Raw genomic sequence first — 23,352 nt, 5'->3', positions numbered from 1 at the left:
TTCCCCTAAGATTCATTACCACGGAACGAAAGCACCGCTTTATCTGTTGTTATTTGGCTGTGACCTGCTTGCACTGTTCGCAGCGCCATTAATGGTTTTGCTGAGGCAAAAGTTTCAAAACGAATCGCCTCACCTGCATTCCAACCGCCGCCAAAGGCACCCGCTCGAATGATAAAGAACGGGCTGTTAGTGAGTGGATTGATGGGTGCAAAGTCGGTCAAGGTATCGCCCGTTGCGATTTGACCAATACGCTTACCGACACAACGAAATGCTGTTGGCGAGGTAAACAGCAATACCCAATCTTCATTGACTGCGGTGTCGTTGGTTAACTCAATCGGAAAGTCCACGGTATTGAGGTTGCCAGTGGCGGGCTCGCCGTCTAGGTCCCAATTGTTTGACCAAGCGGTCATATCGCGTACTTTACCTACCCTTGCTTGCAGATCCCCTAATACCTGCACACTGGCTACGGTTGAATTGATTGGGTACTCTTGGGTTAAATCTGAGGCAATGCTCACGCTGTCTTTATTGACTGCTGTCACAAGGGCAAGCTCACCTATGGTGTCACTGAGTACAAACGGCGCGGTAAAGCCGGTAAAGTCACTGTTGATGGTAACGCTACCCGCCTGTGTGTCTAAGGTGTAATGGTCATTAGTGGCGGTCCACAAACTAGCGCCATTAGCATCGGTAATATCGGCAAAGCGCGCACCTGCACGAATGTTTTTAGTTTGCCCTGCACTTGGCCCTGTAACGGGTTGATACTGAGTGTGCTGCAGTGCAATGGTTCCCCACTCACGAAAAATAGGGATAATGCCGCTGTTTGGAATACGCAGCGGGTTTAAGCCGTATAACTCGGCAGGGGGTAATGAGTTAACCAGCTCGGTGATGTTATAGATAAGCGTTGATAGCTTAACGGCTGTGGCAAAGTTAAGTGTCACCAGACCGCTCACAATCGAGCCGCTAACATTGCTGCCTGTGATGGTACCCGCTGCATCGGCGCTAGCACTTAATAACACGCCTGCTGTGGTTTCAACCTGTAGGTAGAATGTCTCTAATACTGGCGTTTCAACAGGTAAAATATACTGAGCGCTTGTGGCTGATTCAGGCTTTTCAACTAAACAGCTATATTGCACATCGTCATAGACTGCAGCGTTGTCGTAAACAATGGCGCCCGTATCGTAATTGATGATACCGATACGGCTTTGATTAACATGGTTGTATGGGGGATACAAACCATCATCACGCTCAACAAATGTGCTTCTGGTGCCTGTTGGGGCATATAAACAGGTGCCGCTTAATGTTCCTTTAGTCACTTTTGACTCAACGGGGAATGCATCGGCACTGCTATAACCTGCATATTGCTGTGATGAGATATAGGCCACACTAACAGGGGTACCTATATCGGCCTTTCTTGATAGCGTCACACTGAGAGTGCCTGCAGTTTCAGTAATAATTGCACTGGCATTGTCGTAAGCCACGCCGTTTGAGGTAAACGAGAGGGCAGGCGTATTGGCCTCCACTCCCTCAATGGCTGGCATCTTGTCGCTAGTGTCAAAGGTATAGGTTTGCGATGAGGTTGCAGGCTGCGTCACGGTTTTACGCACTATGGCGGCGCCATCGTCACCATTGCTAATAGTTAAGCCGCTGTGGACCTTTTCACTGGTGATCACTGGCAATAGATTTTGTGAAGTCTCACGAACGGGCAAGCTCTGACCCGATGTGGCTGCTGTTAACTTGGTGACGCCATGAAAGGTGATAGGGCTCGCATCGTTAACTAGGCGCAACTTAGTACAGCGATTTTCGTTATTAATAGTCAAGTCATGTTCTGGTGTCGCCACTTTAATCGGTGGGTCGAAAACGATATTGCCTTGGCTGTTACCTGGTGCATTAGTATCGGTCACTCGTGCATAGTGAGTAATGCGCGGCCATTGAATATCTTCAATACCTAAATACTCAACTGTAATGGCTATCACTTGCCCTACCCGTAAATGGGTCGTGCGACGATACTCTTTACCGTCAAATATATAGGTTGATTCTAAATACTCACGGCTAAAGCTGTTTTGATTAGGTAAAAAGCCTGGTGCGCCATCGCGGATCAATGAGCCTGCAGTAACAGATGATTCTAGAATTTCTTTCATCTCGATCATTCTGTCGCTATCGCCTAGCGCATCGGACTCAACCAAGAACATGGATACCAGCGGATCACTTGGCGGCTCACTGATAAAGATATGACCATCGAGCAAAATACTGGTGTCTGTGGTATCGAGTGCGGGGTAACACTTGGCGATATCGAGTGATGATTGGGCGTGATCAATATCTGATATGGCACTGAACAGCTCATTTAGCTTGCCCGATACTACGGGTAACTTGGTGCGCTGACCGCCTGCCTCGTCACTCGAACCTAGCAGCTCGGGCTTAAATACTTTTAAATTTTCGCGGGTAATTGTCATATTTTGCTCACACTGTTAGAAATCGTAAAACCACGTTTGTGACCAAATCATCACCATCGACTTGATCAAACAGATCATCACCACTCACCGCCGCCTCGCCTGTGTTATCCCAAATCACTTGCGTTGAGGTCGTGCCAAACTGCAAGGTGAATGGTGATAACACACTGGCGTTATGGGCTTGCAGCGCTTCAAAATCGTCACGGTCTAGGCCGCTGTCTTTAGTGCCAAGTAATAACGGTAAGCCCGAGGGAATTAGCGTTTGATTGACGATTAACGCGCCATTGCTGGCTCGTTTAGAGTTGGCTAATACCTTTTTTTGGCTGTTACGGTTTAGCCAAATTAGCTGCTGCAACTTAGGCTGTATGGTGTCGATAATTTGCATGTAAACCTCATTGAAACGAGTGAGGGTAAAAAGAGGATTAAGCGCCTACGCTCTGTTGCTGCTGTATTTCAGCTAATAGCTGCTCAAGCATTTTTTGAGTCGTTATTGCATCAATAGTCACCGGCCCTGCTTGCATCTTGAACGTCACCACCTCACCGCTTACGCTTGGCTGAATTTGTGAAAAATCAAGCTGAGGTGGTGCGCTGGGTTGCGGCGGCTGGGGTGCTGGTGAGGGTTGTGATTGCTGCGTTTGGCTAGTGCTGGGTTGAGTGCTTTGGCTGTTGTCGCTGGCTGACTCTGCAGCCTCGGCCTTTATCTCTTGCACTCGCAGATCATTAATGCTTTTAAGTAAGCGTTCAGACTCTTGTAGCTGAGCCAGTAACTCAGCATCGCCACTGCTTTGAGCATTCTTTAACTGCTCACGAATATCAGCTAGCTTGCGCTCATATTCACGCTGTTGAATCGATAGCTCATCACCTTGGAGTGAGTCCAGCTCATCACGCAATGATGAAAGGGTATCATCGGCACTTTGACGCATGGAGTCTAAGCGGTCTTTAGCTCTATCGATGGCGCCTGTTAACTGCGATAGGTCCTGATCATTTAAAAGCTCTAAGCTTTTAGCGCTGCGCTCGGCTTTTTCAATCAATGCCGCTTGGCCGTCTTTGGCGCCATCTAGCGCCTCAGTCAGTTTAAGCAGTTCAATCTTTTGGCCGTAATAGGCTTGCTCGGCAATTTTACCCGCTCGCTCAGTTTCAAGCGCCCAGGTTCTTAGGCCAACAAAGTCTACGGTACCCGCTATTTGATTATTAAGCTCACCAATCACACCATTTAAGCGGTCATACTCATTGGTCACTTTATCCAGCTCTGATGAGCTATCGATCAGCATCGTGGTTTGATGCATGATGCTTTTAAAGTATGCCACCGCATTATCGCTGAGCTTGGCAACACTGCTTTGTACTGCAGTGCCAATATCGGCAAAGTGTGAAGCGATATCACCAAGGGATTTCTTGGTGGTGTTGGCCGCATTAATAACGGTACTGCTAAAGTTATTAATCTCGACACTAGATTGCTTAAAGCTTTCGGCTTGCTGCTTATCAGTATCGGCTTGAGCAGATTTAGCCTTGCCAAGCTCATAATACTTTTTCACCAAGCCATCGAGCGAATCATTAAGCCCTAAAGCCGATGCGGTTTGCTTTACATTGGCATCAACTTGTTCGCCACTGGCTAAGCTGACTTTTAGCGATGCCTCGGCCCATGCCTCATACGCCTGCTTTAACTCATAGCTTGAGGCAATACCGTCATTAGCGCCTTGCTCAACTTGTTTAAAGGTTTTAAGCGCAGCCTGCTCTTGCTGCTTAAGTATTGCAATGGTTTCAATGCCAGCTTTCGACATAGCCAATTGCAAGGCTTTCGCGCTATCGGCCTGCTTATCTTGAGCGCTGGCAACCTTATCGGCAGACTTAACCTGCTCATCAGCCGATTTGTTAGCCTCGGCAGTGACCTTGGCATAAGATTTAGTAGCGGCTTGTTCCACCTCACCCGTGATCTGCAGCCAAGCGGCGCGAACATCTTTACCATCTTGCTCAACTTGCGCCACATAGGCATCGCCAATCGCGTTTAATGCGGCAGCTGCATCACGCGCACTCGCGGCAAGCTGATCGGCACCGATAAACTCATAGAGCTTAGTAAAACCCTCCATCATCTTAGCGAGCTGCAAAGTCACCGATGCCGCAAGCGCCGATACGCCTGCGCTTAAGCCATTCCAAACTAAGCGAATACTGCCAGAGATAGCATTAAGCGCCGTGGTAAAGGCGGTGATGTTTTCAAGTGTCGCTTTTAGGCTACTGCCACCATCACGGACCATGGTGGTGAAAAAGTCGCTAATATCTTCTGCAGCGGCTTTTATCTTGCCATCTTGGTTAAGCTGATCGAATGTGGTGTTTAGGTCCTTTAGAAAATCAACCGCTACCTGGTAAACACCAGAGTCGGCAATGATCTGCTTAAACTCCTCAAACTTATTCGAGACTAAATTAATCTGACCGGCTAATCTGTCGAGGCTTTTAGCTGATTGGCCGTTAGCTTGTCGGCCTAATTCATCATAAAGCGCTTTAATGGTTTCGCGGCCGAGCTCGCCTTTCTCTGACAGTTTTTGCAGCTGGACCACGTTTTTACCCGTGACCGTTTCAAGCAGCTCCCACACAGGAACGCCACGCTCAACTAACTGCAGTATTTCCTCACCCTGCAACTTTTGCTTAGCCCAAGCCTGACCAACGGCAAGAATAATGCCCTCAAGCTTTTCTTGGCTACCACCAAGTTTGGCGTTGTAATCGACCATCGCCTGCAAACTGCCGTTCATGGGGTCGATGCCAAAGGTCTTAAGTGATGCGAACGCCGTCTTTACGCTGTCGAGCTTGGTGCCTGTGGTATTAGCAAACTCCTTAATCCAAGCGGTTGCTTGCTCACCGCCAGCAATTGAGCCCATCATGGCCGTCATTTGGGCGCTAAAAGCTTTAGCCTCATCGCCTGCGGTTAGAATGCTGCTAAGGCTAGCCCATAACCGATCAACACCAATGTAAGCCCCTGCCATTGCAAGCAGGCTTTGAGTGGCGCCACCGATGGAGCCACTAAAGTCTTTGGCTGATTTTTTTGATTCAGTTAATAATTTGTCATGGCGAGCGAGCTGCTTATTAACGCCAGATAGCGCCGTTTCAGCTGCCGCTTGTTGCTGCTTTAAATCTTTGCTGGCATCGGCCAGCTTATCCATAGAGTAACCGGCTTTGGTTAGCTTGCTGGTTTGCTGCTCAAGCTCAACCTTGCTCTTGCCCAAACTGGTCGCGAGTTTGTTTAACTCACTACGGGCATTTTTTACCTTTAGGGTGTAATCGGCTTTTTTACGGGCGGCATCATCAGAGGCCACGCCAATCTCAAGCAATTCACGGCGCTGATCGTCTAGTGCCAGTGATAAGCTTTTAGCGCTTTGGGCCGTTGATGCCTGCGCTTGTTCTAGTTGTTTTAAATCACTGCTAGCTTTGCTTAATGCTGCCGCTTGCTCTTTACTGGCCTGACTGCCTTTTTTCTGCTCGCTTGAGAGCTTATCGACATTGGCTTTAGCAGAGAGTAACTGCTGTTCATATTGCGCAAGTTGAACCTGCGCTTGCTGATATTCTTGCTCGGTTTTATCGGTTTGGGCTGCTGCCTCTTTGTGTGCATTATCGAGTTGTTTAACGGCGGCAACGGCTTGCTTTTGTTCTTTTACTAACTTATCGAGCGCAACACTGTTAGCGGTATAGGCTGACTCACCTTTACTGATCGAGCGGGTAAGCTCATCGACAGCACCAATTGAGCCTTGCAGATCTTCAAGCTCTTGCAGGCGTTCGGTTAAGGTTTCACTTTGCTGGGCAAGTCCTGCTAATGCCTTTTCTGATTTTTTGGCCTCAGATGAAAATAGGTCTTTGCCCTTGATGATCAGGTTAATGACTTGATCTTTAAAGCTCATCTAAACACTCCAATACCGCGAAAACAGGAAATAAAAAAGCCGTCACCACCTAAGCAGTAACGGCTTTACATTGCAGAGCAATCACTAATAGCTAGTGATTAAGCTGCACTACGAACAAAGAACTTAGATTTACCCGTGGCAACGATTGACGGGTCAGCAAGCACACCGCCCTCGATATCGAACGAGCCGAAATCATCACCAATCAGATCAAGGCCTGATGTTGGGCTGGGTTTCCACTTGTAAAACTTAAGCACCCAAGGTTTACCCGTGGCATCGTTAACGCCATCAATAACAACCTTAAGCTCTTTACCCGATTCGACCAGCGCTTGCAGTGCATTACCAGCCTTTGAGGTGTAACTCACCTTTAGCGCTTGATCGGCAGTAATAGCGCCCGAACTTAACGGGCGAATACCGCCAGCACTGACAATGTAATCAGCATCAACATCAAAGGTTGTCGCACCATCGGCAGTCTTAACCACTGGCGGCACAGTCAAATCAATCATCTTAGCCGTATCACATAAGCCATCAAGCACAGCTGTGATTGGCTCATCAACAATTGGCTCCGCAGTCAACACATCAACTTTACCGCGCAAGGCCAGTGCCATATTGGAGTTGTTAAAGTCGTTTAGCGTCATCGACAGCTTAACCGCTTTAACCTTGGTGATTTCAGCAGCGTTGCCACCGCCGCCACGGTTATTAGGCAAAGACTTAGTTTCTTGCTCAATATCAATTTTCACGCCTGAGGCGTTACCCACATCGCGCCCATCGGCGTAAACGATGCCCGAGCCGATATAGCTCTCGGTTGTTATTTCACTCATACTTTTTCTCCAAATTCCACGGTTTGAGTTATTGAGAGGGTGATCACCGCTAAGCCATGTTTCTCATTAGCTTCGGGCATAATGTATTTACAGGGTTCGACTTCTTTAAGGAGCACAAGCGGCTTATCTTTAAGCCAGCTAGGCTTGCTGGCATCGCGCTCGCCTTTATAAAAAGCTGTTCTAATCTCATGCACCAGGTTAAGCAGATCACTTGTTGGTGTTTCTGCTCGGGTCAACTGAATACCTGCAACCACCTGCAAAACTAAGTCGTCGCGATATTTGCCATTGCCATTGGTAGCGCCAAACTCATCGGTATAGGGCTGCAAGAATATGAACTTTTGCTCTTTAGCAACTGACTGCGCATAAAAGCCCTCGCGCACAACTGCACCATCAACCATTTTTAAACGGTCTAATATTTTTTTAATCATGGTGTTACTCGCTGATATATTGAGTGGCGTTATTTGGCGTGTTGCCCGTAACGCTTACGCAGGTGAGCGATAATTGGCGCCTCTAGATCATCACGCATAAATGCAAAGCTGCCGCCAACAGAGGGACCATACAAGGCTTTAACCCCTTGCGCCTTAGCCTCTTTAAAGCTGCGCCAACTGTTATCACCTTTACTGCGTGAATACATAACTTGGTTGCCGTTCTTACCGATAAAGGTAAACGCGCCTTTAAGCCAAGTGGGCTTATTGCGCAGCGACTTAACCACCTGCCCGCTTGCCACTCGCTGCGAACGCTTACCAACCTTGTGTTTAGGCGTGGCAAAACGAGTCAATGAGCTAGGGCGATAACGGGCGCTAATATGGGCGGTTAAGGTCTTAGGGTTAATGCTTAGGCTGAAATTTTGCTCAATATAGGACTTAGACTTAAAGCCATATTTATTGTAAATCTCATCAATCGCTAACTGCTTACCAAACTTAGCCGCATCATTTACCGCGCTGGCAATGGCTGGGGCCTGAGCCTCACGCATTCGCTTAAGCTCTTTGGCTACCGCATCAAAGCCAGAAGTGTCGAGCCACATAGCGCCACCTTTAAACAGTTAATACGCGATATAGATATAGCTAACGCTCACTTGGTCCGACTCATAGAGCTGAGTCAGTTGGTATTGCTGAGCTGGGTTTTCAGCCAATGGCAGTTCAAACAGATCACCAGTATTAACCGCGCCATCAGCCTTTAAAAACTCAGCCACTTGCACAGGTTCAGGCACATATTCTGCACTGCCATCACGCTCGGTTTGCTGCAGACTAACGCCGCGCTGATATGGGGCCGCACCCGAGGCGCTAATAAACTGGCATGGTTCTGCCAGTTTATTAAAGGCTCGCCCAAGCTTGCGGGCGAACCTTTCATTGGCGGCTGATGCCACGTTAGGCATTCACTTTTACCCAAACAGTATCAGATGGGTTGCCAGCCGCAGCCCATGCTTTACCTGCTAGGGCGTTACCCGATGCCGTGGTGGTAATATTACCGTCAGCCTTTAAGTAAACTTGTGTGCCTTGGCCGATATCATCAGCCGCCACTTTAGGCAGATCAAACACCCCCGTGGGCACAAAGGTTCCCTCAGTGTTAGCCGCTACATCTCCCAGCGCCACACCAACCAAATTACCAATTAAAATCGCTTCACCACTTTTCACATCAACAGTCGGCGTATGGTTAATGGTGTTACCATCACAAATCTGATTTTTCATCGCTTGATTCCTAAACTAATAGTCAAAATTCGAAAATAAAAAGCCGCCCTCACTGCACTAATTCAATGTAATAGTGCAGTGTAAGAGCGGCGCTATACGTTACCGACAGTTTACGCAGGCTTACCCGTAGACTTAGCCAAGCCACGGTGATCAAGCGGTGCCACACCTGCATCGATGCGCACTTTAGTTGCCACACCATCGATATTAAAGCCGTCTTGCTGCTCAATATAAGGCGTGTCGATACCATCAAGGTATGCCACTTCGATAGTGTCACGACCTTGACCGGCTGCAAGGTAAAATTCCTCCTTGCTGTGCTGACCAAGACGCGCCTCGGAGATCACCTCTGCAAAGTCTTGAATTGGGTTAGCAATACCAGAGTTAGCATCAGCGCCGCGTACCGAGCTAGACTTGATGATCTGCGTAACAGAACGCTTAAGGTTTGGCGGCACAAGGGCGAATTCAGGCATGATGTTAAGCGCTCGTGGGCTCTTGCCGCCTGTTGTTTGGCTTTCCATCAGCTCAGCCAATGCACCTAATGATTCAACGCTTGGTACACCAGTGCCTAAGTTGCCATGATTAGCATGGAACAGCGCCTTGCCATCACTCATGTTTGGATTCTTGGTTAGAATCGCATACACCAGATCAGCAATAGTCGCTTTTGCCGCTGCGCCCATCTTCATAGGAATAGAGGTGAGCATATCCATATCATCATTGATGATGCATTGGCGAGTAATAGAGAAAATCTCACCGTAGGTTGCCAGCGCAATATCAGAGCCGCGATCACCTAGAGTCACATACTTATACTCGGCACCTGCACGAACTTCACGCAAGCTACCAAGCTCATCTAAACCAACACGTTTAGAGACTTTAAAGTCACTAAGTTGGCCTTTCTTGGTCCAACGCTCAAAGGTTTCTGTCGCGGTTTCCCAGCCAGCCAATACCGACTTATTAGCCACATCTAGCAAGATGTTACCAAAGTCAGATGAATCATGGGTAAAGGCTAAGCCCACCATCTGCATCTGGTTTAGGCCAGCAATACCGATACCGCGATCTTGCAGTGATGCGCGAGCTAGCTCTTTAAGGTTATAACTTGCATAACCGTTATCCGCTTGGCGCTCTGCATGACCTGCTTTTGCCATTAGGTGCGCGCTAATTGAATCACCCACCAAGTTACCGTTACCCACATGAATAATCGGGCTAGCTGGCTGAGAGCCTGCAGGCTCAGTGCCTTGTCCTAGCGAGGCTAAAATCTTATCTTTAGCAGATTCAGCGTTAACGCTGGCATCGGCAATACAGCTATTTCTTAGCTCACCTAATTGCGGGAACGCAGCGAAAGCGGCATTAATGCCATCGATACGCTCTTTGTTCATTGCTGTTGCAGCTGCGGCAATGTCAGCCTGTGACGGCTGATTAAGTGCTGCAGGTGCCGAGGCTGGCGCAGGCGTAGCAGGTGGATTAGTTACACCAGGATTATTACCCTGCGGTGTGAACAGGTTTTTTAGAGATTCAGGCATATTGGTAAAGTCCTTAAGCCGTTTTGAGCAAAGTGATGCTGCCATTTGCAGCGGTTCGGTTACAGTGTCAGCAAAGCCTTTCTCAAGCGCTTCACGACCAGTGAGCCAAGTTTCACTGGCGAGTAGTGAGTGAAGTTCATCATCGCTAAGGCCCGTTTTTTGGGCGTAAGCGCCAACAAGATTACCCTCAACTTTATCTAGCAGATCGGCATATTTGCGCATGTCATCGGCATCACCCAAGGTGCCACCCCAAGGCTTATGCACCATCATCATCGCGTTCTCAGGCATAACAACCTCATCAAACGCCATGGCGATAACTGAGGCCATTGAGGCGGCAAGCCCATCGATATGACAAACTTTTTGAGCAGGGTGGCCCTTAATGATGTTGTAAATTGCCATCCCCTCGAATACATCACCACCAGGGCTATGAATACGAGCTGTGATCGATGAAACCTTACCAAGCGCTTGCAGATCACGAGCAAACTGTTTGGCGGTCACTCCCCAACCTCCAATCTCATCGTAAATCATGATCTCGGCGTGGCCGTTCTGCGCTTTTAGCTCATACCAGTTTTTATTTGGGGCAGACTCGTTATCAATCGCCTGACTCGCCATCCCTTGCGGCGCGGTCAGCGCGGTGCTGACGGCGAGCGCGGCGAGCGTTGTTGCTGCTAGCGTTGTTTTTTTCACTGTTGGATTCTCCATTAGTGGGTTCGGGGTCGTTATCTGTGACCATTTGATTATCGCGGTTGTATTCCACCTCGCGCTTACGCTGGCGTTTTACTTCCGCAGGGTTACGGCCACGAGCGCGAGCCCACTCGGCCTCGGTTGCAGCATTACCCGATATCATTGCTTGCCACCCTTTAGCCTCTTTATGGGGGTCAATCCATGGCATAGTTGGACCGTAATACACGGCATCAAACAGGGTGTTGATATCAAGGTTTTCAGGCAGCACCAGCGGATCAACTTTGTTAAGCTGCTCCATAGTGAGCCAGTTGCGATAAACAGGCCGCGACCACCCAGCACAAAACCATTGCTGCATAATGCGGTTAGATTCATCTTGCTCAACTAGCTCTTGGCGCTGACTTGAATAACTGCCTTTGTAATCACGAGAGATTGAGGAGTAGCTGCCACGGGTACCGGCTGCGGCGGCTTTTAGTTGACCGTTACGAAAATCAACCAGATGCACATTAGGGCGGTTAGATTCTAGGGTGTCGATAGACTCACCAGGCGCTAACGTGGTGGTCATGCCCGGGCTAAATTTAATATCTTGGTCTTTGCCACCAGAGGTGTAATCCTCTGGGCCACCACGCTTAATCACAAACGCCAAGGCGGCTGATATACGCGCCGCGACTCGCTCAGATTCTTCATAATCTTTGATGTCACCGAGGCGGGTCATAATGCCGTGAAACAAGCTAATACCGCGCAACTGATGCAGGCGTTTAAACAGGCCTAAGTGCAGCATTTTGCTTTTAGCAATGGGCTTAGTCTTATGGCGAAAGCCTTGCTGATCAGCAGGGTGATCAAGTAGCACATGCACGTTAACCACTTGGCCCCAAGCGTTAACCTCTAGACCTTGGCGAATACGCTTAGCCACATCGTTAAGCTCAAACGGCACAAAATCAGGCTCTAATGCCTCGATTGAGTACGGGGTGCCTTGCTCGTTTGGGTGAATAAGCTTTGGCACTCGACCAAGCACATGCTGACCGAAACACTCACCATCGCGCAGCGCCGTTCGCAGCACTAAGCGCTCAAGCTCGGGGCGTGAATAGCGCCCTGTTACATCGGGCTTTAATGACCAGTTACCAAAGCGGCGTTGCAACTCATTGGCTAAGTCATCGAGAATATTGCCGTCTAGATCACGGGGCTGAGGTTCAACCACAATCCCCTGTGAGCCCACCACGCGCTCCTCCATTCGGTCGAGTATGCCAATGCTCAAATCGTGGTTTTCATCGAGCCAACGGGCTTGCTCGCGCAGGCTTTTACCCGCAGCAAATACCGCTTGGTTAGCCCCGCGAGACTCTTTATGCGCCTTATGTGTGCGGCTTTTTCTTGCAGCGTCATAGCCCTTTATGGCGTCAAAGCTCTGCCTTGCGGCCTCACGCTTAAGCGCCCAATTGGGCGCAACTGTGGCGATAGCGTTATTTAACCAACTCATTAATAATCCTTAGCTCAAACAGTGATTAAAATTGCGCTTGACCAAAACCAGCGTTAGGGCTTGAGTATGCATTTACACGCCGCTCCCACTCCAAGCGGCCTGCTCGAATAGCCTGTAAATCTTCCGTTCCCATGGTCTTACCGTTAACAGTGACGGTTTTGCCATCTAATACATCAAGCTCGGCGGCAATATAAGCATCTACCATTTTTTGCGCTTGAGCTTTGCTCATAACCAACCTCCTGTGCCGGTGTCACCGAGCCAACTGTTTGTTGAGTCGCTGCGTGATTCTGAATGGGGTTTATTGGGCTCGGTTTGAGCCGTGTCTTGTTCGTTTTCATCGTTGTCACTGTCATTGGCGGCAACGGTGGTTTTAGCCAGCTTTTCTAAGTCGATACCAAAACGCTCTTGGGCGATATACAGCGCGGCCAATGCGTAAACCAAGCAGTCGAGTGCTTCGTTACGGCGACCTTGCTCATCCCAACGATAAACAAGACGGCCATTGCGGCGCTTAGGAATTTTTCGCTCTGAGGTAAGCTGCTGCAGTTCGGCATCGTCACAAATCGACTCGTTAAGCGGCAGATGAATGGCGCCAGGTTTACGAACGTGCGGATCGGGGGCAATGCGCAGCATCGACATAATCAATTCTTTGGCGTTATCGGTACCCACCTCGGTAAGATACACACCTTTGCGGCTTTTCTTTCTCGGGAAATTGGCAATCGGTTTGCCGTAAACGTTTGCTCCTTTAACGGGGATCACTTTCATCACCCCAAGCTTTTTACTCATCGAGTAAACCGTATCGGCATAATGACCTCCCGAATCCCAAGCTACGATGCCCAGCTCTAAGCGAACGCCATCGGCGCGAATATAGCTTTTTTGCAAACGCTCACTGACTTTATCGAGCAGCACTTGGCTTGCTGGGTCGCCGTTGAGAATAAAGCGATCAACCAAGCAAAGCTCTTTACCTGGTCCCCATCCCCAAACACGGCCCTCATATCGATCATCCTGTGTATCGATACCGGCTGTTAAGTAAACCACCCAATTAGGCAGTTTATTGTCGGGGTACATTTCGCGGCGTCTTGCGAGTTCTTCCCACTCTAGACGCTCACCATTGTCGTTATCCCAAGGCAAACCAAGCTTGGTATTAACAAAGGTTTGCATCTTCTCGCGATCACCTTTGGCCTTGTAAAACTCTGTAACCAGTTTGGCCCAACTATTTAGCGAGTTGTAACCCGACCAAATATGAATCGAGACATTAGCGGGTGTGGTGATATCGTTGCCATCGGCATCATAAAAGTCGATGTAATCAGTGGTGCGAATACCTGTGTTTTCACAAATCCAAATAGCTCGCGGATCAAGCTCCATGTCATCGAGCTGATTGTTCTCGATGCAGCAAGCACAATGCTCACATAAGTAATAAGCTGTGCTTGGGTCCTGATTGCCATTGCTATCGCGCAGCCACTTAATACCAAAGCTTTCATCTGCACCGCCCCAGCGCAGTTCTTGCAGCTCACCGCAATGTGGGCAAGGTAAATGAAACTTAAAAAAGTGTGGGCTTTCACTGCAGGCCTTTTCCATCTGGCAGGTGCCAAGCACTTTTGGTGTTGAGCCGCGAATCGATTTGGGGAACATCGACAGCTCAACACGGGTATCACCTAATGATGTGGCGTTACCCTCATGCTCAATGGATTCGTCAAAACCTGCTAGTTCGTCATAAATAACATCGTCAGTGGATATTTCACGGTAATTGGCGGCGGCTGTACCACCACGCACCATAAAGGTTTTACCGTTACTAAAAATCTTATCTTCAAGTGTGCTGTCTTTATGCTTACGCCCAAGCCACGGGGCCAGCTTTCGCCATGCGGGAACATCGCGGATAGCCGTTTCAACGTGCTTTTTCATAAAGGTCTTAGCTTGACCATCGCGAGGCTGATAAACCAACACGTTACGTTTTTTATGCTCAACCTTGTAAGCGCCGTTCGCCATCAGCATTTTGGTATAACCCACACGCGCCGATTTCATTAAATTCAGCGTGGTGATCTGGTCATTACCCATGGCATTAAGAATGCCTATTTGAAACGGCAGGCTTTCCCATTTACCCTCGGTATAAGAGGATTCTGACGACATATAAAAATTAGCGTCAGCGTATTCAGAGCAGGTTAATATCGGTGGGCGGTAGAATGAACGTAAACCCGTTGCAACGGCGGCTTTCAGATTTTTAATCTGCGCTGCCGATATATTCATCTAATAAATCCTCAATCATTTCTGCCAGCTCTGAAACTGTGTTTTGACTCTTGATCACTTCACCTTTCAGCGCTTCAAGGAACTTGTCTGAAACATCAGGAAACTTACGTTTCATGCGTATATGAATTTGGTCTAGAACGGGGGCGACTTGGGCTGAAATGCGGTTAAGCACAAAAATATTAAAACCAACGTCAACCACCTCTTTACGTGATTGCTCGTTTTTAAGCTCTTGGCCGTCTGCCTGCGCCTTGGTTAACCTATAGCGCTCATAATCGAGATTAGGTTTCTCGGGATCAAAATCTTCGCTAGCCGACTGTTGCTTGCTGCGCTCATTACCAACTCGGTTAGCAACCACATCGCTCATGGCATAAAGACACTCGCGGCCTTTCTTGCTGTGAACGGGTACCGCCCATTTATCAAATGCCGTGGTACTGATGCCAAGGCTGCGGCAAAGGTCGGTTTTATTTAACAGCAATGGCTCTGTTTTTTGCGCCTTTATCTGAGCCATACAGCACCTATTGATTTAAAAACAATTATGTTTCTTCTAACTTATCCATTTTGGCTTTAATTAACTGAGTCTCTAACTCATGCAAATCAGCATCTCGTTTGTTCTTAGCAGCCTGATAAGCCCAATTAACGACAAACGTTAACGCCGCAAACAATATGCCTATCCATAGCGCTATCTGATTCACTGATACGGCTCCCCCTGCAGCGGTAGTGAACGAGGCACTATAAGCCGCTGTTGAAATTCCTTTTTGGACATTCGGATCATTAATCATTGCTTTAACTCCCGCCATTGCCGCAGCCTTAGCCAATCAGCCTCACACTTGGCAATCACATTCAGCAGCAACATGCTGTATTCAAGGTGTAAATCGTTAGGGGTGTTTTCAGTAGGGGAGTTAAAAGGCGGCGGTAGGCACTCGCTTATCATTTCGTCTGGCGCTAATACATATTTCGTCTGAGTAGTGATCAGGGTGCGCACAATAGGCGGCTTGCTTGAGCAAGACCACAGCATCGACAGGCATAGCAGTATCAGCCCAAGCTTTAACGTTTTCATCTGGTGATCCCCGAATCTTATCTAACAAACGACTTTGGTGGCGAAATGCAGTTTCTATTGCCGTCTTGGCCTCGGCGTTCTGCCGGTTTAACTTTGAAACCTGCTCAGCCTCTAATCGTAAACTCAGCTTTTCCGCTTCAATTTGCTCAACCTTGTTGGCGATAGCATCGAGATCACTACGCAACACTGCTTTTGCTAATGTCAGCGTTTCAATCTCTTGTGTTTTTATCGCGACCTCAGCCCGACTAAATTTAAGCGCGGTACCTAAACCCACTAAAGCAATAATCAGCAAACCAATAAAATACAGGTGGAACGAGCCACCACTAGAAATCAGTCGTTGCCACATTGGCGATCTCCTTTAAACAAACTTTAAGCTCCGCATTACGGCGCTTAATTAATCCTGGTAACTTCTGACCTTTGGCATAAACCCAACGAGGCAACTCGTTACAGGCGCCAACCCGATCAGCGGCCAATAATTTTTTTCGTAAGGTTGAGGTTCTAAATGCCCCAGCCCCAACGTTATAGATAAAACTTAAATAGGCGGCGTGTTCACCCTGAGTCAATTCGACAGGGTGCGTTAAGCGCCGCAGCTGCCGATCAAACATAGATAAGTCATCAGCCAGCGTTTCTAAACACTGTTGCTCAGTAAAAGCTTGGTTAGGTTTTAGCTCGGGGCCAGTGTGACCATAACAACTGGTAAGAATGCCAACGGGATCAACATAGGTCCCTAAGACTTGCCCCTCATGGGGAATGACCAGCGTTGCACCACCAAAGGCGGCGGCAGCGGCTAAACCCATAGCGGCTAATTTTTGAGAGAGGTTCATAATAAGCTCACTTAATATTTTGGCCTTAGCGCGGCCAACGGCTAGATCACCATCGAGAGCCATGGCTATAGCAGCTGATGTTATTAGTGCCTTTCTACGCCCTAAACCAAAATGTGAGATTTAGGTAACACAAGCCCACCGTCAGCTGGGGTCGTCTACAATTCTTAGCTACTTATGCTTTAATCGGGCGCAAACCGAAACTACACCATGCCGCCAAATTTGAGGCTAGCCACCTTTCGCTGGTTACGTTGCAAAGCGAACCGTTCTTAACTGATAACACTTAGGAACCACTAAGCGCGGCCATTAGGCCGACAAACCTCTCAGCGTTATTTCATGATCAATACCCTCTTGGTAAACGATTTTGAAATCGAGTTTTTGCGCCATTGCAAGCTCAGCCTTGGCCCCGTCCGATTGCTGCCAACCATCTAGCAAGTAAATCTCATCGCAGCACATCAACATTGCAGTACAAATCTGCATGTATTCATGCTCGGCTAACCCAGCGGGTAAAGTTGCTGGGTTCAAGACGATATGGCCTAACGCACGATGAACATCAGCAGCAAGATGAAAAGCACCACGATTGCAATCAGGCAAGCCCGACATAGGACCAGCGATATACACCTTGCGTTTAATCATCAAGCCACCAAATTACAGCCAAAAAAAATGGCCCCGATAAAGGAGCCAAAAGGACAGGAACGCCAAGTACCCTACAAACAAGACGTTATTAAGCGTATATAAATTTACCCACTTTAAAGGGCTTTAAAAAGGCACTATTCGACCTTAAAGCGGTAACAATCGACCTGAAATGTTAAAGTGGTGGTATTCACGTTAAATAGTTATCACATAACTGATTCGCTATAAGCATTTAGTTATCGCTTAACTGATTTTCGCATCTTTAAAATATAACCATGGACAATGCCCAGGCCGCTGTTGACCATCAGCTTTAAACCCATTGCTTACGGATTGAAAACCTAGCTCTCTGACATTAAGAAATTTTTGGTACTTAATTTCCATGTTCCAGAACTGGAGGACGGCGTTCGGCTGCAGATGCTTTTCTTTAGAATGGAAAATTAAAAAGTTCTCAAAAACACAATCGTTCTCACCCTCTCGAATATTCAACAGGCGATCATGAAATTCGATAACCCCAAGCTCAAAAGACCAGTAACGCAGTTTTGAATCATAACTTAGCAACTGAATATCTTTCTGTTGTATCCCTGCGGCCACATCCATTTGCAGCGAAACCAATTCTGAAACACTGCCAAACAGCCTCTTTTCATCAATTGACCATACATCCATTTTCACAATCCCCTTTCAGTCAGACAGCCTTAAATATAAGAGTCACTATCGAAAGGATCAAAAGTTGGTGTATTGGATCGAATTTAAAAGGCGAAAACGAAAAATAAAGCGATAAGTAAAAAAGCAAGTAAATTCAGCAATTAAAGCAGTTTTTTGGCGGTGCGATTTTCATTTGGGGCGACTACTGCCAATAAAACAACAACCAACCCCAGAAAAATCTCACATGTAGTGAAGCACTGCGAGTCCCCGCCCCCGCAGTGAGTCGAGCCAAAAGGACCCGTGATTAATTTTGTAGCACATGATCGCGAGGCATTGAGCCCGCACGAGGACCAAAAGCTTTTTGAATCGCACTGCTCAGCGGCGTTCGCGCAGCCCAACACTCAATCGGTGCACCGCTATCTCTCATCATTTTTCTAGTCATCATCATTTGCAGGCGCGTCATTCCTACTTGGCGAGACTTCATCGCTATAAGGTTCGCTCTAGCGTCTATCGACTCTAGCCTGCACTGCTCACGATAAGAAAACTCCCAAGATTGCACCTCTAACTCTAAACGTTTAGCCGCAACATCTACACCACTACACTTTAGCCTTGATTCTGAACAGAACTCATCAGCCATCCAATCTTTATCGCCACACTTAACGCAGGTAGACAGATCATCATTCCATAAGTGCGATGGCTTAAGCTGTAGATTCCAGTTGCTCACCTTACCCAATATCTCACCATTCAGATACAACTCACCTGTTCCGTTGATTACTTTACCCATGGCAGCATCCCCTTGATAGCGTTAATGATAGCGCGGCCAAACGCTCTGCAGGCATCAGTGAATGAGGCCGCTTGTGACACAAAAGAGTCGCTAGCACCAGTTTGAGTCGCCACTACAATAAGACTTGTATTAATTGGCATATAGATTGATTCAATCAAATTCAAAGGGTGGCCCTCTCTAGATGCAAACCTATCAAGATCATCCAATAGAATTACGTCTGGCAATGTAGATCTAATCATTCTGCTACGACCAAACGCTTCATATTCGCTAATAACCATGATTCCATCCTTTAAACTAGCGCGATGGCGGCGCTTAAAATCTTCTACATCAGATTTAAATGACAACACTATTGCAACACTGCGGCGGCGCTGTACATACCCCAAGGCCATGCTGATTAACATATCCGTCTTGCCTGTTCTGGGTTCTGCAGTAATGATCTGTTTTAAAACTTGATTCATGTTCCCTCACTTATTCCGCTGTTTGCCACACTGATTACACTCTAATTCGAACTCACTTAAATCAACGCGAAACCCTGAAATTAAAGCGATAGCGCAGTCCTGAAAAAATGTTCTTTGCTTAAGTTCTGAGTGTTCGGTTGCTTGCTTACACTGACTGCAGTAACGATTCATGAGCGCCCCGACTTTTTAGGTTTATTGTTATCCTTACGCCATTTAATAAAGCATATGTAGTTTACCAACAGGTTAATTAGCCCTATAACCAAGAGCACCCAAATGTAGAAATGTATATTGCCCATTACATTAACCTCACTTAAGTAATTGCCACTTATGGCCTTGCTGACATACCGCACGTTTTGAACCTGAGCGAGTCTGTACTAACAACCCGCCACACTTGCCACAAGTCACATCATTGCACCGCTTCATCATCGCTTGGTTAATAGCAGCGTTCTTGGCTGTTCGGTCTGGTCCATAGCCCAATGCTTTAGCCACTTTTGCATAATCTTTGCGAATCCATTTACCACCAGGTTCATCGGCCAAGCCATCACCAATCATATCGCCCAGCTTGATTAGTTGATTTTGCAGATGCTTCTTGGTTTCCTCTGACAAATTAGCCACCATCCTATCCCCCTAACAGCGCTATCTCTGCGCGTCTTAACCAAAATAAAAAGCTTTTCTTGCTATCGAATCCAATCAACTGCCATTGCCCTTTGCAGATGTATTGCGCCCGTAATGCTCGGCGGCAATCATGGGCTAAACACCAAACTTTCATATCGTAACGATTGATGTGATCAGGCGGCATGTGGTCACGACTACCGCCGCAGCTGCTAGCAATGAACGGTTCGCCCAACCTATCGCAAGCACTGCGACTGCTATAACCTTGCCCAACTTCTTGCTTAGCCCAATAGCGGCCCCAAGCCTTAAGCTCAGAGCGCAGCTGTTTGATATTCATCATCGACTCATGCTGTGCATCATGCGGCATGGCTGGCGACCTCCGTCACTGTGGCTAACGGCATGTGAAATACCTGCTCACAAAGTGCTGATAGGTCATCGTATGAAACCGATGTATTGCCACGTTCCCAATTGCGGTACGTTTTAGGGCTTACGCCATAGGTTTGAGCCACTTCATCTTGGGTAAACCCTCTGATCATACGAGCCGTTTTAAGTAAATCAGCGCCACGTTTAGCCATTAAATCCCCCAAAATTCTGTAATTGCATACTCTATTAGTAATGATGCAGTCATTATTAAACCCAACCACTTGCCATAGGCGTTTGAGCATTCCCGTGATCAACAACCGATCTAGGTAATATCTCTGGCGCAACAGAAGAAAAACCACGTTCAATCAAATAAGCGTGATACTGCTCTAACGCTTGGCTCATACCCTTATCTAAGGTTGACTTAACATAGGTACGCAAAAGCACAGGCAAGGCATGGTTAACCAATCGCTCACCAATCATGGTATCGACACCCAAATCAGCCAGCATGGTTCTAAATAAAATCCGCAGATCATGGCTAGTGAAATGCTTAAACCTAATTTGAGTATTCCAATCATGAGCAGTGCGGATCGAGATAGGACCTTTAACACCCGGGAACAGATTTGAACGCTTGCCAACATGCTTAAGCTGCCACTGACGATAATGGTTAATCAGAGCCTTGGCCGAATCGGTTAATGGCATTCTATGCTCTTGCTTATTCTTGGCATGGCTCGCGGGGATCACCCAAGTATCACCGGCAAAATATTCCCAACGTGCTTGGCGAGTCTCGTTGATACGGGTACCAAACATCATCATCAGCACAAACAACATAGTCACAGGCATGGCCGAATCACTTAAGCGATTAAAAAGCTCAGCCAAATCCGATTCAAAAAGCCGAGTATCTTTGGCGCCACTCAGCTTTATAGAGTCCGTCACTTGATAACCCGCAATTGGATTGGTGCCAATCAAACGCAACTTAGCCGCAGCAGAGAACGCCACTTTTAACTTGTTCACTGCCTCACGAATGTAATTAGGTGCAAACTCATCGTTAAGCATGGTTTTAACCAAACGCGCATCGATTTCAGCAAAGCTCACCGAAACCAATGAAAGAGAGCCCAATCGAGGCAATAAATGACACTTGATCAAAGAACTCACGTTACTGCGCCAACTACTGCTATAAGTCGAATTGTTCTTAATGTGGGACTGATACCAGGCAAGCAAACAACCCACTGTGCTAAATTGACCTGTCACCATGTTGCCAGCGCTCCTTTTAGCCAGCATCACAGGCAACTCAAGAGATAGCGTTTTAATACAAACACTCGGCCAAGTGGCAATTTTCTCCCAGCCCGTTTCACCGCCAGCATTCAACACCAAAAACACAGAGGCTTTTGCGCGGCCAGCTCTGGCACGTAAACGCAACTCAGGAAAGCGTGGATCGCGATAATCACGAGTCACCCCATCTTTAAGCCATCGCTTAATCGCTGCATCATTTAATCTGCCGTAATCAACACCGCTAGCCATACTTACCCCACCAACCGATATTCAAAAGTATTGCGTGTACCATCACGCTTACGTTTAACTCGGTTATCCAAAGGAAACTCACGCCAGCGAGCAGATAAAGCCGTTTCACTATCATGGGACTGAAACCGAACAAGGCACTCTTGCTGAATTTCAAACAACGACCAAAAGCGAGGGCCGGTGATGATCTGCTGCAGCCTTTGCTTTTGGGTTAACTTTTTAGTATTAGCTTTCATTGCAACCTCTCAATCCAAATGAGCGACGTAAATCACTAATCTTTGCCTTGGCCCGTTCTGGCGGCGTTGGGATACTGCCACCTTGAGGTAAGGCTTTAGGCAACTCGATATCAAAGATTTCACCAGACATAAATCTACGAGTTAACGCGATATAGTTTCGAGTAAACACCTCAAGCACCTCTTTCTGGCTACCACGGTTAAACAACCAATAACCTGTTTCTCGATAAGCCAACCACACAACCTCATGGCTCCACTGGTGTCTTGCAGCGTCACGATAATGTTTTAGCGCCTCACGAAACGCCTCCTCATTGCTAGGTAATCCAGACTCATTAGCGGTGGGAACACACCAAGCGCAAAATTGGCGTGGTGTCGGCCAGAATTGCCGATCACCAACTTCACGCCGCGCACGATTCAAACCGAACTGCACCTGTTCACGACTCCGAACGCCTTGAGCCGCGAGCGTTTTTAGCCACTCAGCCTTATATATTGCGGTCGCATCAGCCTTTGGCGCTCCAATTGGGAATAAAATCCTTAGTTTCTCGAACACACTATCAACAATCGCAATATCGGTGTCTGATGGACGAGGGGAATCATTAATTGAACCGCCACAACCAACAACACGAGATTTATTCAAGATTGTTTGTAAGCTCTTTGTAGTCATATCAGCGGGTCCCTTTCATCAAACACGTTACCAGCCCAATCGCTATACTCATCAGCCGCATTAGTAGGACTAACCCCCGCATTAATTAACCACTTAGCCTCAAAGCCTACCCAGCCACGAGTGGCACAAGTTGCAATGCAATCCTCTACAGAGAAACCAGCGTTAACAGCATCATGCAGATGCTTAGCAAGTCGGTTAATCGCCGTTTGGTTTAGCTTTGCTTTCTTGTCTTTACGCATAGCAATCCAATCATTAAGCGTTTGCTCAGTTGGCATTGCAGGCCAGCTAGAAAAATCAAACACCTCTTTGCGAGACTTTTTTGGTTTATTATTTAAAGGTTCATTGACTGGTTCTATAGAGTGACTGGTTCTGGGTGCAGCAGATTCACTAGGGGGTAGTGCAGCAGATTCACTAGATGGTGCAGCAGGTTCACTAGGGGGTGCAGTATATTCACCAGCCTTTTGTTGCTCAGCCTTAGTAATGCTTAAGTGAAAAATATTGCTCGAATTACCCTTTTCACCTTTACGGTACTCACGCTTTAAAAACCCCTCTTGCTCGAGTTGTTTAACGTGGTTCATCACACTGCGGCGGCTAATTTCACACTGATCCGCAATATGACGGTAGCTGGGCCAACACTCACCCGTATCACTGGCATTATCAGCAAGCTTAATCAGTACCAGCTTACGCAGTGGATTACCTACTTTGGTTTTTAGCGCTTTAACCATCAGTTCCATACTCATGCAGGCTTACCCCGCACATTGATGAAATTGACGAAACATACTTGTCTAAGTAACATGATCTAGCCTCTCTAGGTATTAAGCCCGTTCGG

General features: G+C 47.5%; 27 protein-coding genes. All 27 read right to left on the bottom strand.

Features of this window, described 5'->3' with window-relative positions; genetic code table 11:
- Positions 1 to 5: 5 nt before the first annotated feature.
- A complete protein-coding gene (locus tag K5Q92_RS12360; RefSeq protein WP_220769302.1) occupies positions 6 to 2,447 on the bottom strand; it encodes a hypothetical protein in 2,442 nt (813 codons plus the stop codon).
- A 7-nt stretch (positions 2,448 to 2,454) separates the two neighbouring features.
- Complete coding sequence (locus K5Q92_RS12355) at positions 2,455 to 2,829, bottom strand: hypothetical protein (RefSeq protein WP_259649564.1); 375 nt, start codon at positions 2,827 to 2,829, stop codon at positions 2,455 to 2,457.
- 37 nt (positions 2,830 to 2,866) lie between these two features.
- Entirely contained in the window at positions 2,867 to 6,325 is a 3,459-nt protein-coding gene (locus K5Q92_RS12350; protein WP_220769301.1) for a tape measure protein, read from the bottom strand.
- A 98-nt stretch (positions 6,326 to 6,423) separates the two neighbouring features.
- A complete protein-coding gene (locus K5Q92_RS12345) occupies positions 6,424 to 7,143 on the bottom strand; it encodes a hypothetical protein (protein WP_220769300.1) in 720 nt (239 codons plus the stop codon).
- Positions 7,140 to 7,571: a hypothetical protein gene (locus K5Q92_RS12340; RefSeq protein ID WP_220769299.1), complete on the bottom strand. Its 432-nt coding sequence runs from the start codon at positions 7,569 to 7,571 to the stop codon at positions 7,140 to 7,142. Before K5Q92_RS12340 ends, K5Q92_RS12345 begins: the two co-directional genes overlap by 4 nt.
- A 29-nt stretch (positions 7,572 to 7,600) precedes the next feature.
- The gene (locus K5Q92_RS12335; protein WP_220769298.1) at positions 7,601 to 8,167 is read right to left on the bottom strand and encodes a hypothetical protein; all 567 of its coding nucleotides are present in this window, start codon (positions 8,165 to 8,167) and stop codon (positions 7,601 to 7,603) included.
- Positions 8,168 to 8,185: 18 nt separating this feature from the next.
- Positions 8,186 to 8,518, bottom strand: a complete 333-nt coding sequence (locus K5Q92_RS12330) for a hypothetical protein (protein WP_220769297.1) — start codon at positions 8,516 to 8,518, stop codon at positions 8,186 to 8,188.
- Positions 8,511 to 8,831, bottom strand: a complete 321-nt coding sequence (locus K5Q92_RS12325) for a DUF2190 family protein (protein ID WP_220769296.1) — start codon at positions 8,829 to 8,831, stop codon at positions 8,511 to 8,513. The genes K5Q92_RS12330 and K5Q92_RS12325 overlap by 8 nt, the downstream gene beginning before the upstream one ends.
- 110 nt (positions 8,832 to 8,941) lie before the next feature.
- On the bottom strand, positions 8,942 to 11,032 hold the full coding sequence (locus K5Q92_RS12320; protein WP_259649563.1) for a ClpP-like prohead protease/major capsid protein fusion protein: 2,091 nt from the start codon (positions 11,030 to 11,032) through the stop codon (positions 8,942 to 8,944).
- Positions 10,938 to 12,500 (bottom strand): phage portal protein, encoded by a 1,563-nt coding sequence (locus tag K5Q92_RS12315; RefSeq protein ID WP_220769295.1) that lies wholly within the window; start codon positions 12,498 to 12,500, stop codon positions 10,938 to 10,940. Before K5Q92_RS12315 ends, K5Q92_RS12320 begins: the two co-directional genes overlap by 95 nt.
- A gap of 25 nt (positions 12,501 to 12,525) precedes the next feature.
- Positions 12,526 to 12,729, bottom strand: a complete 204-nt coding sequence (locus tag K5Q92_RS12310) for a hypothetical protein (protein ID WP_220769294.1) — start codon at positions 12,727 to 12,729, stop codon at positions 12,526 to 12,528.
- Positions 12,726 to 14,741 carry a phage terminase large subunit family protein gene (locus tag K5Q92_RS12305; protein WP_220769293.1) on the bottom strand — a complete coding sequence of 672 codons (2,016 nt, stop codon included), beginning with the start codon at positions 14,739 to 14,741 and terminating at the stop codon, positions 12,726 to 12,728. Before K5Q92_RS12305 ends, K5Q92_RS12310 begins: the two co-directional genes overlap by 4 nt.
- Positions 14,716 to 15,249, bottom strand: coding sequence for a terminase small subunit (locus K5Q92_RS12300; protein WP_220769292.1), 534 nt, complete (start codon positions 15,247 to 15,249; stop codon positions 14,716 to 14,718). The genes K5Q92_RS12305 and K5Q92_RS12300 overlap by 26 nt, the downstream gene beginning before the upstream one ends.
- 25 nt (positions 15,250 to 15,274) lie before the next feature.
- Positions 15,275 to 15,538 carry a holin gene (locus K5Q92_RS12295; protein ID WP_220769291.1) on the bottom strand — a complete coding sequence of 88 codons (264 nt, stop codon included), beginning with the start codon at positions 15,536 to 15,538 and terminating at the stop codon, positions 15,275 to 15,277.
- A gap of 102 nt (positions 15,539 to 15,640) precedes the next feature.
- Positions 15,641 to 16,144, bottom strand: coding sequence for a hypothetical protein (locus K5Q92_RS12290; RefSeq protein ID WP_220769290.1), 504 nt, complete (start codon positions 16,142 to 16,144; stop codon positions 15,641 to 15,643).
- Entirely contained in the window at positions 16,122 to 16,622 is a 501-nt protein-coding gene (locus tag K5Q92_RS12285; protein ID WP_220769310.1) for a lysozyme, read from the bottom strand. The genes K5Q92_RS12290 and K5Q92_RS12285 overlap by 23 nt, the downstream gene beginning before the upstream one ends.
- Before the next feature lie 303 nt (positions 16,623 to 16,925).
- The gene (locus K5Q92_RS12280) at positions 16,926 to 17,255 is read right to left on the bottom strand and encodes a DUF4406 domain-containing protein (protein ID WP_220769289.1); all 330 of its coding nucleotides are present in this window, start codon (positions 17,253 to 17,255) and stop codon (positions 16,926 to 16,928) included.
- Between the two features lie 240 nt (positions 17,256 to 17,495).
- Positions 17,496 to 17,915: a hypothetical protein gene (locus tag K5Q92_RS12275; RefSeq protein ID WP_220769288.1), complete on the bottom strand. Its 420-nt coding sequence runs from the start codon at positions 17,913 to 17,915 to the stop codon at positions 17,496 to 17,498.
- 283 nt (positions 17,916 to 18,198) lie between these two features.
- Positions 18,199 to 18,678: a hypothetical protein gene (locus tag K5Q92_RS12270; protein WP_220769287.1), complete on the bottom strand. Its 480-nt coding sequence runs from the start codon at positions 18,676 to 18,678 to the stop codon at positions 18,199 to 18,201.
- Positions 18,666 to 19,136 (bottom strand): ATP-binding protein, encoded by a 471-nt coding sequence (locus K5Q92_RS12265; RefSeq protein WP_220769286.1) that lies wholly within the window; start codon positions 19,134 to 19,136, stop codon positions 18,666 to 18,668. The genes K5Q92_RS12270 and K5Q92_RS12265 overlap by 13 nt, the downstream gene beginning before the upstream one ends.
- A gap of 306 nt (positions 19,137 to 19,442) precedes the next feature.
- Complete coding sequence (locus K5Q92_RS12260) at positions 19,443 to 19,742, bottom strand: hypothetical protein (RefSeq protein WP_259649562.1); 300 nt, start codon at positions 19,740 to 19,742, stop codon at positions 19,443 to 19,445.
- A gap of 13 nt (positions 19,743 to 19,755) precedes the next feature.
- The gene (locus K5Q92_RS12255; RefSeq protein WP_220769284.1) at positions 19,756 to 20,115 is read right to left on the bottom strand and encodes a hypothetical protein; all 360 of its coding nucleotides are present in this window, start codon (positions 20,113 to 20,115) and stop codon (positions 19,756 to 19,758) included.
- Positions 20,105 to 20,323: a helix-turn-helix domain-containing protein gene (locus K5Q92_RS12250; protein WP_220769283.1), complete on the bottom strand. Its 219-nt coding sequence runs from the start codon at positions 20,321 to 20,323 to the stop codon at positions 20,105 to 20,107. Before K5Q92_RS12250 ends, K5Q92_RS12255 begins: the two co-directional genes overlap by 11 nt.
- A gap of 55 nt (positions 20,324 to 20,378) precedes the next feature.
- Positions 20,379 to 21,629: a tyrosine-type recombinase/integrase gene (locus tag K5Q92_RS12245; protein ID WP_220769282.1), complete on the bottom strand. Its 1,251-nt coding sequence runs from the start codon at positions 21,627 to 21,629 to the stop codon at positions 20,379 to 20,381.
- Between the two features lie 2 nt (positions 21,630 to 21,631).
- The gene (locus tag K5Q92_RS12240; protein ID WP_220769281.1) at positions 21,632 to 21,862 is read right to left on the bottom strand and encodes a hypothetical protein; all 231 of its coding nucleotides are present in this window, start codon (positions 21,860 to 21,862) and stop codon (positions 21,632 to 21,634) included.
- On the bottom strand, positions 21,852 to 22,523 hold the full coding sequence (locus tag K5Q92_RS12235) for a replication protein P (RefSeq protein ID WP_220769280.1): 672 nt from the start codon (positions 22,521 to 22,523) through the stop codon (positions 21,852 to 21,854). Before K5Q92_RS12235 ends, K5Q92_RS12240 begins: the two co-directional genes overlap by 11 nt.
- The gene (locus K5Q92_RS12230; RefSeq protein WP_220769279.1) at positions 22,520 to 23,263 is read right to left on the bottom strand and encodes a helix-turn-helix domain-containing protein; all 744 of its coding nucleotides are present in this window, start codon (positions 23,261 to 23,263) and stop codon (positions 22,520 to 22,522) included. The genes K5Q92_RS12235 and K5Q92_RS12230 overlap by 4 nt, the downstream gene beginning before the upstream one ends.
- Positions 23,264 to 23,352: the final 89 nt, after the last annotated feature.

This window comes from Shewanella sp. MBTL60-007, assembly GCF_019654915.1.
In the GTDB taxonomy this organism is placed as follows: domain Bacteria; phylum Pseudomonadota; class Gammaproteobacteria; order Enterobacterales; family Shewanellaceae; genus Shewanella.
Note: the sequence above shows the minus strand (reverse complement) of the source record. Positions and strands in the feature narration are given on the sequence as shown.